Genomic DNA, 13,074 nt, shown 5'->3' on the forward strand with positions numbered 1-13,074 from the left:
GTTTTGCACAGCGTTCGCACCATCAGTAAACATTTGCAAAAGCGCTCCTAGAATAAGGTTATTGAACACTTATGGACTCACTTCTAAACTCAGCACCACCCAACCATCTACCCCGCTATCGCTTAATCACTGGCCCCGATGATGCCGCATTCTGCCAGCGAATCAGCGATGCACTGGCGCTTGGATATCAGCTCTATGGCTCGCCCGCGGCCACTTTTAATGGCCAGCATGTCATCGTTGCCCAAGCCGTGCTCTGGCCTTCACTTTAATATTCACATAGACCACTATGCCAACTTCACTTCCAGCCATTCACCCAGACGATTTGCCGCTGCTTTATAGCATGGCTTTACTGCAAGAGCCTGCCACTCAAACACGCCAGCTCGCGCTTCTGTCGCTACGCAAAGAAAAAATGGCGGATGGCAAAGCCTATGATCAGCCCAAGCTCAAAGCCTGTCTTGCGCGGCTTATGGTGCAAAAACGAGTCACCCTACAAGTAGGCATGGGCTATGTACTGGAAGACGAGCAAATTTTCCCGCTACTTTTAAAGCTTAAACAAAGCGGCTGGCTACCCAGCTGGGTTGGCAGCCTGCGTGAGCTATTTACCCAGCAACACGAATACTCCCCTTGGAAGAATTACGACGCGGCATTTTGCCAGCGTGAAGTGATGTTTGCGGCTTTTTGCGGGCAGCTAGAGCTGCTTGGCGAATGGCGACAGCGCCTTGGTTTGACGCATCAGCTAACCCAACATTTTTTTGCCAGTAGTAGCGGTCAGTTGTTATTTTCCTTGCTAGATGACGATATCCAAACCCAATTACTGCACGATGCCTTACTAGAAAGTGCATGGAGCTTGAGTGATTGCAACGCCATCTATCACTACGCTATCAGCCAATTTGACTCTCTTTTTCACGAATGGCCACTGCTTAGCTGCCAATTAGCCGCCCATGCGCTGCTACGGGGTGATCTGGCCCAGCTCAAGCAAATTCAAGCCAAAACACCCTCGCAATTTTTAGCCGAAAACCTCGCCGCCCTTGCTACCTTGCGCGGCGAGTACGCTATCGCAGTTGAAGTTTACGAAGCACTGATTAAAGCCATCAAACAAGAAACTGGTAAGCGTAAGTTATTTTTAGAAAACATCGATGGTCTGCTTTATATTGTGGCGCTCTTAGGTCACAACACGCCTGCCAGCCTAAAACTAGCCAAGGCCCAAATTGACGATGGCTTTAAGCAAAAGCACGCCAATGCTTATTTTAAACTCAAACCCTTAAGCGATCATCTGGTGCAAGGCCTGCCGCTGATTAGCAGCTCACCCAGCTTTATGCACCAGCCAGACGACTGCGATGGCCTTTTTGAAGCACTAGCCCTCTTTTGGCAAGACAGCCATGTAGATGATAGCTGGTGCAAAAAACTGATGGCCGCCCGCAGTAAAGCCGAAAAAAATGGCTACCAATGGATTGCGGCCGAGCTAGATGTACTGATCCACCGCCAGTTTGCCAAGCCACTCACCCTTCCAGGCTGGCATGCCCAGCTACAACTCACCCCTTTGGTTTCCGCCATCGTGCGTGAAGAAGGCTGGCAACGTGCACTTGTGGCACTGAGCCAGCTCAAAGCAGGCAGCCCAGCCAGCACTAGCGACACACGGATCGCATGGCTAGTCGAAGAAAGCCACGGTGATATCCGTATCGAGCCACGCGAGCAAAAGAAAAGCGCCAAAGGCGTTTGGAGCAAGGGCCGGGCAGTGGCGCTGCGCCGTATGCTGCAAGAGCAAGACACGCTGGCAGGAATGACAGATCAAGATAAACGCGTGGCCAGCTGCATCAGAAAATCATACAACAACTACTACGGCGGCAGCGATTATGAGCTGGATGCCGAGTCCGCCCTCATCCACCTGATTGGCCACCCCGCCCTGTTTTGGTTTGATGCGCCTGATGTGCGCATCGATATTGCCAAAGGCGAAGTGGCGCTGCTGCTTAAAGAAAAACAAGGCCAGATCACCCTGCAGCTCGATCCCGAAATGGATAGCAATGCCGCGCTGATCTGGAAAAAAGAAACCCCAACCCGCTTAGTGATTTACAGCAGCAGCCCAGAGATCAAACAAATTGCGGGCATTTTGGGCACAGGCCTCGCCGTGCCGGTGGCCGCCAAAGCGCAGCTAGTGGATGTGATTACCGCAATTGCCCCACATATTGCCATTCACTCCGATTTGCCCGAGCTGGCCGCCCATGTGGATAGCGTGCCCGCAGATGCCACGCTTTATGCACATTTGTTGCCGCTGCAGGAAGGCCTGCGTATGCAGCTACTGGTGCGCCCACTGGCTGGTGGCAGCTGGATGACGCCCGCAAAAGGCAGCGTAAATGTGCTGGGCGAAATCGAAGGCAAGGCAGTACAAGCCGCGCGCGATTTGGCTGCTGAAAAAAAACGACTTAAACGCGTGGTCGATGGCTCGCCCACCCTCAGCCAGGCCGAGCAAAATGGCATTGAGTGGGAGCTGTTCCATCCCGAGCTTTGCCTCGAGCTGCTGGCAGAGCTAAAAGCCTTTGGCGACGACACCCTGCAACTGGTCTGGCCCGAAGGAGAGCGTTTCCGCCTCAACAGCACGCGTGGCCTGGCGCAAATGTCGCTTACGGTTAAAAAACAAGGCGAGTGGTTTGTAGCCGGCGGCGAGCTCACGCTGGACGACGGCCGCGTGCTGGCGCTTCGTGAACTGCTGCAAATGATGGATAAAGCCGAAGGCCGCTTCTTGCCGCTGGGCGACGGCGATTATCTGGCCCTTACCGCCGCCTTTAAAAAGCGCCTTGATGAGCTGCGTGTGCTGGCTGAGGTCAATAAAGACGGCCTGCGTATCAGCGCCCTTACAGCGCCGCTGCTGGCCGAGCTGGCGGGTGAGGTAGGCGATTTGCAAAGCGATGCCGCATGGCAGGAGCAAGTAGCCAAGCTCGATTCTCTGGCCGATTTTCAGCCTAAAGTGCCCTCTACCCTGCAAGCCACCCTGCGCGATTATCAGCTGGAAGGCTTTCAATGGTTATCCCGCTTGGCACGCTGGGGCGTGGGCGCGTGTCTGGCCGACGATATGGGTTTGGGCAAAACCGTGCAGACGCTGGCGCTGCTCTTAACCCGCGCGCCGCAAGGCCCGGCGCTGGTGATTGCACCGCTTTCGGTGGCGCTGAACTGGCAGACCGAAGCGCTGCGCTTTGCGCCAACGCTTAAAGTGCAGACTTATCACAGCAACCGCGATCTCAGCGACTTAGGCCCTTTTGATCTGGTCGTCGCCAGCTACGGCATGCTGCAGCAAGACAGCGAAGCCTTTGCCGCACGGCACTGGCACACCGTGGTGCTGGATGAAGCACAGGCCATTAAGAATTCCGCCACCAAACGCAGCCAGGCTGCGATGGCGCTCAATGCCGATTTCAAAATCATTGCCAGCGGCACGCCGGTTGAAAACCACCTTGGCGAGCTATGGAATCTGTTCCGCTTTATCAACCCTGGCCTGTTGGGATCAAAAGAGCGCTTTGCAGCCAAATTCAGCGGCCCGATCGAGCGCGGTGACAAAACCGCAAAGCAACATTTGAAAAAACTGATCCAACCGTTTATCCTGCGCCGCACCAAGACCCAGGTACTGAGCGAATTACCACCGCGCACCGAGATCACGCTGAAAGTCGAATTATCCAAAGACGAGCGCCATTTATACGAAGCACTGCGCCAGGAAGCGGTAGAAAAACTGGATGCCGCAGGCGCAGATGAAAACCGCGCCATGCGTGTGCTGGCCGAAATCACCCGTTTACGCCGCTTTTGCTGCAATCCTAAGCTCACACTTCCCAATTCAACCTTAGAAGGCAGTAAACTCGCCGCCTTTGGCGAGATTACCGAAGAGCTGCTGGAGAACAATCACAAGGCGCTGGTATTCAGCCAGTTTGTCGATCATCTGGCAATTGTGCGTGAATGGCTGGAAGAAAAAGGCATCAGCTACCAATATCTGGATGGCAGCACGCCGGTGCTGGAGCGCAAAAAGCGCGTGGATGATTTTCAGGCCGGAACAGGGGATGTGTTTTTGATCAGCTTAAAAGCCGGTGGCACAGGCTTAAACCTGACCGCCGCCGATTATGTGATTCATCTGGACCCATGGTGGAACCCCGCAGTTGAAGACCAGGCGTCGGACCGGGCGCACCGCATGGGGCAGCAAAGACCGGTAACGATTTATCGCCTTGTGGCGCAAGACACCATCGAAGAGCAAATCCTGGCCCTGCACGCAGAAAAACGCGATCTGGCCGACAGCCTGCTCGAAGGCGGCGACGCCACAGGCAAGATGGATACGGCAGCGTTATTGGGGTTGCTGCGAGGTGGGAATTAATTTTATAAAAAACAAACCCAAATCTTGAACCACAGAGAACACGGAGGACACAGAGTTCCACAGAGAAAACAGCTTTACCTAGGGTCTGTTGACGTTTCATTCACAATTGCGCTGAGCTGGAAAACGGCCAAGCACAAGGCATGCGACGAAGGCAATAACTGGTTATTGTCGAGGAGCATAACGCAGTGAATGGCCGTTTTCCGGCTCAGCCCTTCGGGTTGACTGCATTTTTGGGGCTGCACATCGTTAAAAATCGCTAATGGTACTCGTGCCATGTCGCAATTTTTGCCTTGTTCAGCCCCAAAACTGCAGCCAACGCAGCCGTGAATGAAACGTCAACAGACCCTAGGATTTTATTTTGCCTTCCTATGCAAAGCTGTTGCGGGCATACATGGATTTGCGTAGGGCGGGTGAAACCCGCCGTTTTTAGAGCATCTAATCCTTAAATCTGGCGGGTTGCACCCGCCCTACAAATAAAACGAAATGCTTCGCATCAACGACCCGCATTTCTCCGTGAGACTCCATGTTCTCTGTGTCCTCCGTGTTTTAAGATTTGGGTTTTAATAGCAAGCAACTTTTTTAATTGAATTGGAAATACAGTATGTCAGCACTAAAGCAAGCCGAACTGGAACGCCTTGATGCGTTTTTAATGTCTGAAGCCACCGGCGCAGAGACCATGGATCTGGAAATGATCGATGGTTTTTTTGTTGCACTGGCGATCAGCCCGGAACAAGCGCCAGAAGAAGAATGGCTGCCACATATCTTTGAAGGTCAGGCACCTGAATTTAAAGATGCAGAAGAAAAAGACGAGATTATTGGTTTAATCCGCCGCCACCACGCCGCTATTCAGGCTGCCTTCTCGCTTAAAGCGCGCAATAAAGAAACCGAAGCGCCTTTATACGTGCCTATCGTGCTGCAAGACGAAGGCATTGATGAAAAATGGCGTGAAACACTGGGTGCTTACTGGGCTTCGGGCTTCAGAGCCGGTGTCTTGCTGCGCGAAGACCTCTGGCAAGATACCCTGGATGAGAACGAAGACCTTTACGAAATCGTTGCTAAAATTCTGACACTGGAACTGGGCCATCATCCTGATGACGAAGAACTGGTGCTCAGCGCCAACGCCCGCGACGCGCTGATCGACGAGCTGCCATGGCTGATCGAAGACGTGCTGCACTGGTGGCTGAATAAGCAGTTTGGCAAAGTAGAAACCATTGTGAACGAGGGCCCAAAAATCGGCCGCAATGATCCTTGCAGCTGTGGCAGCGGCAAGAAATTCAAAAAATGTTGCGGTGCGTAATTAACGCAGAATAAGCCAGCAAAGAGAATGAGGCGCGCTATGCTGAAGGTAGATTTTAGTGAGCTTGCACCATGAAACGCCTTATCCTCCTTGCTTGCCTTTTGGCTCTGCCCTGTGCAGCCAAAGAAACCGTCAGGCTTTGCTTTGATAACGAAGACGCCTACCCCAGCACTTTAAAAAATGGTACGGGATTCAGCTTTCTGCTGCTCAACACCGTGGCTGATCAGCTTGACATCCACTTTATTTACACCCCACTTCCCTGGAAGCGCTGCCTGAAAGAAGTTCAGGCAGGCAGCTATGACGGCGTAATTGGCATTGCCTATTTGCCTGAACGACGCAGCATTGCGGCCTATCCGCTCAATAGCAAGGCAGAGCCGCTGCACGAGCAACGCTTACTCACCACCACCCGCTCTGTTTACCGGCGTAAAGACAGCAAAAATGATTGGGATGGAAAACAATTTTTCCCTCTGACCGGCTCAGTGGGTGTGCAAGCTGGTTATATGGCCGCCAGCATTTTAAAACAAAGACAAATCCCCAGCGAAGACAGCTCCCAATCCGTAGATGATTTATTCAGAAAGCTTAGCGTTGGGCTAATTCAAATTGCGATTGCAGAAGAGCGTCAGGGGGACAGATCACTTAAAACCCACCCTGAATATGCAAAAGAAATTGAAAAACTGCCGCAGCCCTTTTTAATCAGCGATTTATTCCTGGCTTTTTCCTACTCATTTCAAAGCAAACAGCCCAAGCTTAGCCAGGCCATATGGCAAAACTTAGCCATTGTTCGTGAATCCAGCCAGTTTAAAGAGACGACTCAGGAATAAAGCAGCTATTCCATCCCTAATCTCGCAGCAGGCAGCAAGTTTAGTTACAATCAAGCCCTTCGCCCCAAGCCCTGCAGAGAATAAATATGTATCGTCTTGTTATCCAAGCACCAGAAATCGCTACGCAAAACTTAAAACAACTCGCCCGTTTATCTGGCGCGCACAGCATAGAAGCGATTCACCAGCAGGCGTTTCGTTTGCAAGGTGCGGATATCGCAAATGAAGAAGCGGTTGCCGATTTTTGTGAATCCAATCAGCTGGATTTTGCTTTTATCCCGGAAGACTGCAGCGTGCGGGATATTGGCCTTGTGGTGATGGATATGGATTCCACACTGATTACCATTGAATGCATCGATGAAATCGCCGATATGCAGGGCATTAAAGCAGAAGTATCGGCCATTACTGCCAGCGCCATGCGCGGCGAGATTGACTTTAAAGAAAGCCTCAGCCGCCGCGTGGCCCTGTTGGCAGGATTAGACGAAAGCGCACTTGAGCGCGTTTATACCGAGCGGCTTAAACTCATGCCGGGCGCAGAAGCCATGCTCAAAGGCTTTCATGATGCAGGCGCTAAAACCCTGCTTATTTCAGGTGGATTTACTTTCTTCACCGAAAAACTACAAGCGAAGCTAGGCCTCACCCGCACGATTGCCAATATATTAGAAATTGAAAATGGCAAACTCACAGGCAAAGTGACTGGCGATATTGTGGATGCAGAGCGCAAAAAATCTGAGCTGATCAAATACCGGGCCGAGCTGGGCCTGCGTGCCGATCAGGTGGTTGCCATGGGCGATGGCGCCAATGATTTACCCATGCTAAAAGAAGCAGGCTTTGGCGTAGCCTGCCATGCCAAGCCGCTGGTGCAACGCGAAGCGCCGTATTGCATTAATCAGGTGGGATTAGACGGGGTATTGAATTACTTTATTTAAGGCCCCTGGGACAAAACCCAGATACTGAGATACGCAGGGCGGGCACAACATTGTGCCCGCCCTGCATTTAGATCAGTGAATGATCACGCACATCACTCGCATCGCCCTTTACGCGGCAAATAGCGCAGCCAGTCCGCCTTAATTTGCGCTTCCTGCGCCATGCCAGAGGCCACCTTCGGCGCATCATGCGTAGCGAGCAGGCGCAAACACCACCGTGCCCCCGCCTGATCTTTCATTCGCATTTTGCTTAAAAATGGCTGGCTTTTGTCCCCAAGCACTAACAAGGCCTTGCCCTCTTTAAACCCCAGCCGCCAGCCATCCTGCACCACGGTGCCAGCGTAGCCACCCGCAATCATTTCCAGCCACGGCTGATCACCATTCAGTAATCGCAAACGGCTGACCGGCCCGGCCGGATGAGGCGCACGCTCTGCCAGCAGCTGCGTACCTTCAGGCAAGGCGCGCCATGCCAGCGGCCAGGGCGCAACCACGGCCTCGCCCTCAGCCAGCTTAAAGTACGCCGCCCCCGCCTCCAGCCTGGCCGATTCCACTTCACCAGAAAGGGGCTTCATCGCACTCGCCCCGCTGATCTGCAGCGCGGCCCCCTGAGCAAACCCTGCCACACACAGCAGGGCCCAAACCCAGTCAGCGCGCACGATGGCGCATCGCAGCAAAGAAGGCCGCCGATGGCTTGGCTTCAGCTGCCCAGCGCTGCTTATCGTTCAGAATTGGATTAATCGCCACTTTACTGCTCCTTTGCATGGATACGCCGCTATTGCCACTTTCTACGCGTGCAAAAGCTAAATTTAAATTAGCCCAATCATTGTGATCACGCAAAAGTCCTTTAATACCATCATTATTCAGATCCAAAGCATAATTAACCGTGCTTTGCTTATTGTCTAAATCCCAATCTGCATAGACACCCACAGACCGGCCACGCCCAATTAAGGCCGCTTCATTCAGACTGTTTTCATCAAGGGTACTACCCGTTCCATCGGAATAATCAATCCGGAAACGATTACTGCATGGCCCGCCTTCAAGCTTGCAGAGTGAACCCCAACTAAAACCATTTGCCTCTATTTGAGAAAAATAACGCTCTACAGGCGATATTGATTTGGGTGATGAGCCCAGGCCCTGTAACTGGTACAGATAATTCATCACACTATAGTAATTAGGCTTATTATTTGTGCCCTCATTACCGCCATGTTCCAAGCCTAAATTATGCCCTAACTCATGCATAATCGTACCCGCCTGAAAATTGATTAACTGATTCATTTCCTCAGTGGAATCGGCATTTAAACCCCATCCCCCTAAAGTAACGATAAAGTCATTACCCACAACTTCGGCATAACCAGAAGACCCCATACTGCCATCAGGCTCTTGTGAATTAGCCATTAATAAGTAATGGAAAACCTGCTTGCGGCGAATATCCATACTCAGGTTTTTATAATCATAAATCGATGCGCAGCCTGCAGATGAATCAATCCCCAAGCAAGACTGATACGCCACTTCATTTCTTGAATTTAAAAGGCTACCGCCTAGATTAAAATCCGCCGCACTAAATTTTGTACTATATAAACTGCCTGTATCAAAATGCACCGCTATATTTCGCAATTTAAAAGCATCCACCACTTTTTGCAGCGCTTCTTTCCTGGGTGTAATTCCTAAATCTGCCGACTTCATATGATCAATTTGAATGAAAATATCCGGCTGATTTGCTCTTGCCCCCATTGCAAAATAATCAATCCCCCCAAATGTGCCACCTGCAACTTCAGCGCTATCCGGGATACCGTCTTTATCAGTATCTGTGGCATAAGCAGGCACATCATTAGGGCCACCAGGGGTAGAAAACGGCACAACAGCCCAGTCCTGCGCACTGCGCGTATTGCCTTTGACCAGCTCCGTACGCGCCAGGGAATAGCCATAATCCCAAACAAAGGAAGGAATACTTACAGCATTTCCCCCTGCCCAGGCGCCTGCCGTCAATGGCTGAACCTGGCTATTACCAAAGCGAACAAAATCAAGCGTTACGCCGCCTTTAACTAATTCGATTGCACCGCTGCCACTCCAATCGGGCACCTTAGACTGATTACTCACATAAGCAATTTGATCCGTACTCTGCATGGCATCATCACTTTTGCCTGCCACAATAAAATACGCGCCCGGCTTAATCACCATTGTTTTTGGCAAATCAAACGACGTCCAGTCAGACCAGGATGAAGTACGCAAACTCACCCCATTCAGAGATACATCCTGCACACCGCTATTGTAAATCTCTAACCATGCCCCCTTCCCAGAGTCATAATTACTCGAAACCTCACTAATAAGTAATGTTGAGCTTAAAGTTGGCCCCGGTGCAGGCGTGGGCGTTGGCAACAGGCTTACGGGTGGCAAAGTTGGAACAGGCGTCGGAACCGTAGTCGGCACTAAAGTGGGGGGCTGCGACGGCACAGATGTCGTAGCAGGAGATGCACTACCTGAATCTCCCCCTCCGCCCCCACCACCGCAAGCCACTAATATCACACTCAAACTTAAACCTGCCAAACGCACGCCATACTGCTGAAAACGATCGTTATTCATTTACTTTCTCAAAAATGACCTAGTCAAAAAAGGTACTATCCCAATACGTGGCGGCTAAAACACGGCCAGTGTTTAAGGATTTTCTAATGCTTGCGCAGCCTACACCAATGTCATTACCGAACCAATCATTTTCTTGTGTAAAATTACCAAAAACTGACTAAACATAAATAAAAACCCAAATAATGCTTAGTTGCATGGCAGCTAAAGCTAATGATTGATCAATCCTATATACATCAATTAATCCAATGGCATAAAAATCAAACGAATGTGCCTGCTTTACTGCTCAACTGCTATGCAATTTTCGTTTAAAAAATCCCATATTTTTTACATCCCCAGTTTTTATCTATATTCCCCTGCCGAATCTCCCTATGAATCGATGAATAAGGCCAGTCAACCGCCTTTGTGACATAACCATGCTTCACCGGATTGAAATAAATATACGCAACATGTTTTTCTAAATCGTCATCATCCCTAATTAAGTGCTCCCATTAACGGCGCTGCCATATTCCACGCTCACGTTTTAATTTTCTGCTTTGCCGGATAAGCTTAGTTTTTGGTATCGATCTGGAAAAAGCAGCTTCAATCAAAGTCCAGTGCAATGGGAAATCAGCATCTCCAACAAATAAGCGCCAAATAGCATGCAAATGATCTGGCAATACCACACACGCAATAATCCCGAAAGAGTGAGATTGCCGGATTTTTCGCATTGCTCACGCAGCAAATCAATTTGCTCCACCAATAAAGTGCTTTTTCTATCTGCAAGGTTGACGGTAAAAAAACAAGTAGCACCGCCTATATTTGCTCTTCGATATCGCATGAAGTGTCCATTATTAAATGTTGGGCTGATAAAGCTTTAGCCCAACCTACCGTGCTTGAGAGTAAAGAAAAAATCGACCCCATTTTTTTAAAATCAACTTCACTAAAATTCATTTAACACCTCTAAATTAAACATCAATTAAAATTAAGAAAACCATCTCACAACAATTTTAATAATTCACTAGCCACAGATGGATTTTGTATAAACTCAAGCAAATCATAATCATACTTCAGCCACCCCTTAGGAGCATTTTCATGCCCCATAGGGGTAAAAAACTCATACCCAGGCACTACTAGAACACCATTCCTATACTGATAATATCTGTCAACTAAAAAAAGTGTATTCATTCCCTTCCTAGAGATAATTGACAACGCTGATGTACATGTATTTGAAACCAATGACGATATGTAAATGGCACCATTTCCCTTCAACTCTTTATCAGAAGAATTTGCTCGCAAAACTTTATAGTTTTTCAATGAAAAATAAACAATAGCGGCCGCTCCCCTTTCTTTTTTTTTGCAATACTCATTTAAATTAACAGTAGGAGCTCGTTTTTGATCCGACACTGCCCCTATCAGCTCCTCCACTTCAACCCGATCAACAACACCTTCAATTACGTTCTCCAGCCGGCTAATATTCTTAATAAAATCGACAGGGGGTGTATATTCGGATCTTGCTTGAACAATATCCACGAAAAACACCATAAAAACCATCAGAAATTTATTTGACATATCTACTTTTACCCAATATAAAAAAGATAAAATAATAACTTTTTAATTAATCTACAACATTATCCTTCAATAGAGCCAACAAATAGAATCACCTCTCCCTTACACTTTCTGAAACATGCGCCATGAGTGGCGATAAGAAATATTCAATAATTCTGCGCTGCCCTGTTTTAATTTCTACCGTCACCGCCATTCCCGGAGCCAGCTTTAGCCATTTACCATCGACATTCATTTTATTTTTTTTTAATTTAATTCTGGCCTGATAAATCAGCCCTAATTTTTCATCAGGCACAGCATCAAATGAAACGTTTCTCACTTGTCCGTCAATTAGGCCGTATTTGGTGTAATTAAAGGTTTCAATTTTAATAGCGGCGGCCTGCCCGGCATTGACAAAGCCAATGTCTTTATTTTCCAGTACCACTTCGGCCTCAACGGCCTCATACCTAGGCACAATCACCAGCAGGGCTTGCGCGGGGGTGACTACGCCGCCCACGGTGTGTACGGCCAGTTGCTGCACCACTCCGGCTACGGGCGCGGTTAGGCGGGTTTGCTTTTGTAATTGCCCAGTTTTAACCACATCTTGTGTAAACGAGCGGGCTTGCTCGCTGGCTTGGGTAAGCAGATCGTGCTGGGTGCGGCGAAACTCTGCCTGAATGGCAATTCTTTGCTGGGCATTGCCGCGAATGGCGGCATCCAGCTCTGATTGTTTATGCCGCTGGTTGGCCAGATCTTGCTCGGCCTCTATTCTGGCCTGCTGTTTCTCTAACACCCCGTGTTTGGAAACAAAGTTTTGCAGCGCCAAGTCCTGAAAGTCTTTTTCGCGTTGCTTAATAATCGGTAAGGTTTGCTCAAACCTGGCGATCTGATCTTGCACCCCAGCCCGCTCGGCTTGCTTACGTGAAGTATCACTATCCAGGGTAGATAGCCTGGCTTGTAATTCCTGCCACTGACTAAGCGCCAGGCGGCTGGCCTCCAGAGATTGCAGCTCCTTACCTGCCACCGCATTAGTAACAACAGGGGCTTGCCCGCTATCTAAAGCGGCGAGCAAGGCTTTAGCGCGCAGGGCGTTTAGCTCTGCATCGTGCAGATTGGTTTGCTGCTTGGTGTTTTCTGCACCTGAGACGGTGCCATCCAGCTCGATCAGCAGCTGCCCCGCTTTTACCATTTGCCCGTCTTGCACATGAATCGACTTCACCACCCCTGCCTCTAAGGGCTGAATGGTTTTACTGCGATCAGACACAATCAACCTGCCAGGTGCCACGGCCACAATATCAATCTTGCCAAGGCAGGCCCATAGCAGGGCGATCAGGATAAAAGCGAGCAAGGGGGTGATACGGGCGGCGGGGTGAGGGGGACTAGCGCGGCAGCAAAAATTTGTCGGTACTTTGTAAGTAACTCGCCGACAACTTGATATTTCATCTTTACTTCACTATATGCATTTCAAAAGCATATAGTAAGCATAGAAAATTAAACGGTCAATTTAAAACAAAGATAAAAAAAGACTAAAATCAAAAAATTTGAAAATAAAGCAATAATATTGAAAGCGACACGTTATTTTAAGTA

General features: G+C 49.5%; 9 protein-coding genes. 5 read left to right on the forward strand and 4 right to left on the reverse strand.

What is annotated here, in order from left to right:
• Positions 1-71: 71 nt before the first annotated feature.
• From CSQ88_RS01215 to serB, 5 genes are all read left to right on the forward strand, one after another.
• Positions 72-269: a DUF1737 domain-containing protein gene (locus CSQ88_RS01215; protein ID WP_099396301.1), complete on the forward strand. Its 198-nt coding sequence runs from the start codon at positions 72-74 to the stop codon at positions 267-269.
• Positions 270-286: 17 nt separating this feature from the next.
• On the forward strand, positions 287-4,345 hold the full coding sequence (locus tag CSQ88_RS01220) for a DEAD/DEAH box helicase (RefSeq protein WP_099396302.1): 4,059 nt from the start codon (positions 287-289) through the stop codon (positions 4,343-4,345).
• A 601-nt stretch (positions 4,346-4,946) separates the two neighbouring features.
• Positions 4,947-5,642, forward strand: coding sequence for a YecA family protein (locus CSQ88_RS01225; protein ID WP_099396303.1), 696 nt, complete (start codon positions 4,947-4,949; stop codon positions 5,640-5,642).
• A gap of 71 nt (positions 5,643-5,713) precedes the next feature.
• On the forward strand, positions 5,714-6,463 hold the full coding sequence (locus tag CSQ88_RS01230) for an ABC transporter substrate-binding protein (RefSeq protein ID WP_099396304.1): 750 nt from the start codon (positions 5,714-5,716) through the stop codon (positions 6,461-6,463).
• An 86-nt stretch (positions 6,464-6,549) separates the two neighbouring features.
• Entirely contained in the window at positions 6,550-7,389 is an 840-nt protein-coding gene (serB, locus tag CSQ88_RS01235) for a phosphoserine phosphatase SerB (protein WP_099396305.1), read from the forward strand.
• 92 nt (positions 7,390-7,481) lie between these two features.
• On the opposite strand, the gene CSQ88_RS01240 is transcribed toward serB, so the two are convergent.
• The 4 genes from CSQ88_RS01240 to CSQ88_RS01260 form a co-directional block, all read right to left on the reverse strand.
• Positions 7,482-8,042: a hypothetical protein gene (locus CSQ88_RS01240; protein WP_099396306.1), complete on the reverse strand. Its 561-nt coding sequence runs from the start codon at positions 8,040-8,042 to the stop codon at positions 7,482-7,484.
• Positions 8,032-9,966 carry a lamin tail domain-containing protein gene (locus CSQ88_RS01245; protein ID WP_099396307.1) on the reverse strand — a complete coding sequence of 645 codons (1,935 nt, stop codon included), beginning with the start codon at positions 9,964-9,966 and terminating at the stop codon, positions 8,032-8,034. Before CSQ88_RS01245 ends, CSQ88_RS01240 begins: the two co-directional genes overlap by 11 nt.
• Before the next feature lie 975 nt (positions 9,967-10,941).
• Positions 10,942-11,475: a hypothetical protein gene (locus tag CSQ88_RS01255; RefSeq protein ID WP_143449376.1), complete on the reverse strand. Its 534-nt coding sequence runs from the start codon at positions 11,473-11,475 to the stop codon at positions 10,942-10,944.
• A gap of 127 nt (positions 11,476-11,602) precedes the next feature.
• A complete protein-coding gene (locus CSQ88_RS01260; protein ID WP_180273489.1) occupies positions 11,603-12,835 on the reverse strand; it encodes an HlyD family type I secretion periplasmic adaptor subunit in 1,233 nt (410 codons plus the stop codon).
• Between the last annotated feature and the right edge of the window lie 239 nt (positions 12,836-13,074).

Origin of the sequence: Iodobacter sp. BJB302 (genome assembly GCF_002735645.1) — a bacterium.
Lineage (GTDB): Bacteria > Pseudomonadota > Gammaproteobacteria > Burkholderiales > Chitinibacteraceae > Iodobacter.

Excerpts from the sequence above, each read along its gene's own strand:
- CSQ88_RS01220 (WP_099396302.1), top strand. The coding sequence starts at position 287 with ATGCCAACTTCACTTCCAGCCATTCACCCAGACGATTTGCCGCTGCTT.
- serB (WP_099396305.1), top strand. The coding sequence starts at position 6,550 with ATGTATCGTCTTGTTATCCAAGCACCAGAAATCGCTACGCAAAACTTA.
- CSQ88_RS01215 (WP_099396301.1), top strand. The coding sequence starts at position 72 with ATGGACTCACTTCTAAACTCAGCACCACCCAACCATCTACCCCGCTAT.
- CSQ88_RS01225 (WP_099396303.1), top strand. The coding sequence starts at position 4,947 with ATGTCAGCACTAAAGCAAGCCGAACTGGAACGCCTTGATGCGTTTTTA.
- CSQ88_RS01230 (WP_099396304.1), top strand. The coding sequence starts at position 5,714 with ATGAAACGCCTTATCCTCCTTGCTTGCCTTTTGGCTCTGCCCTGTGCA.
- CSQ88_RS01245 (WP_099396307.1), bottom strand. The coding sequence starts at position 9,966 with ATGAATAACGATCGTTTTCAGCAGTATGGCGTGCGTTTGGCAGGTTTA.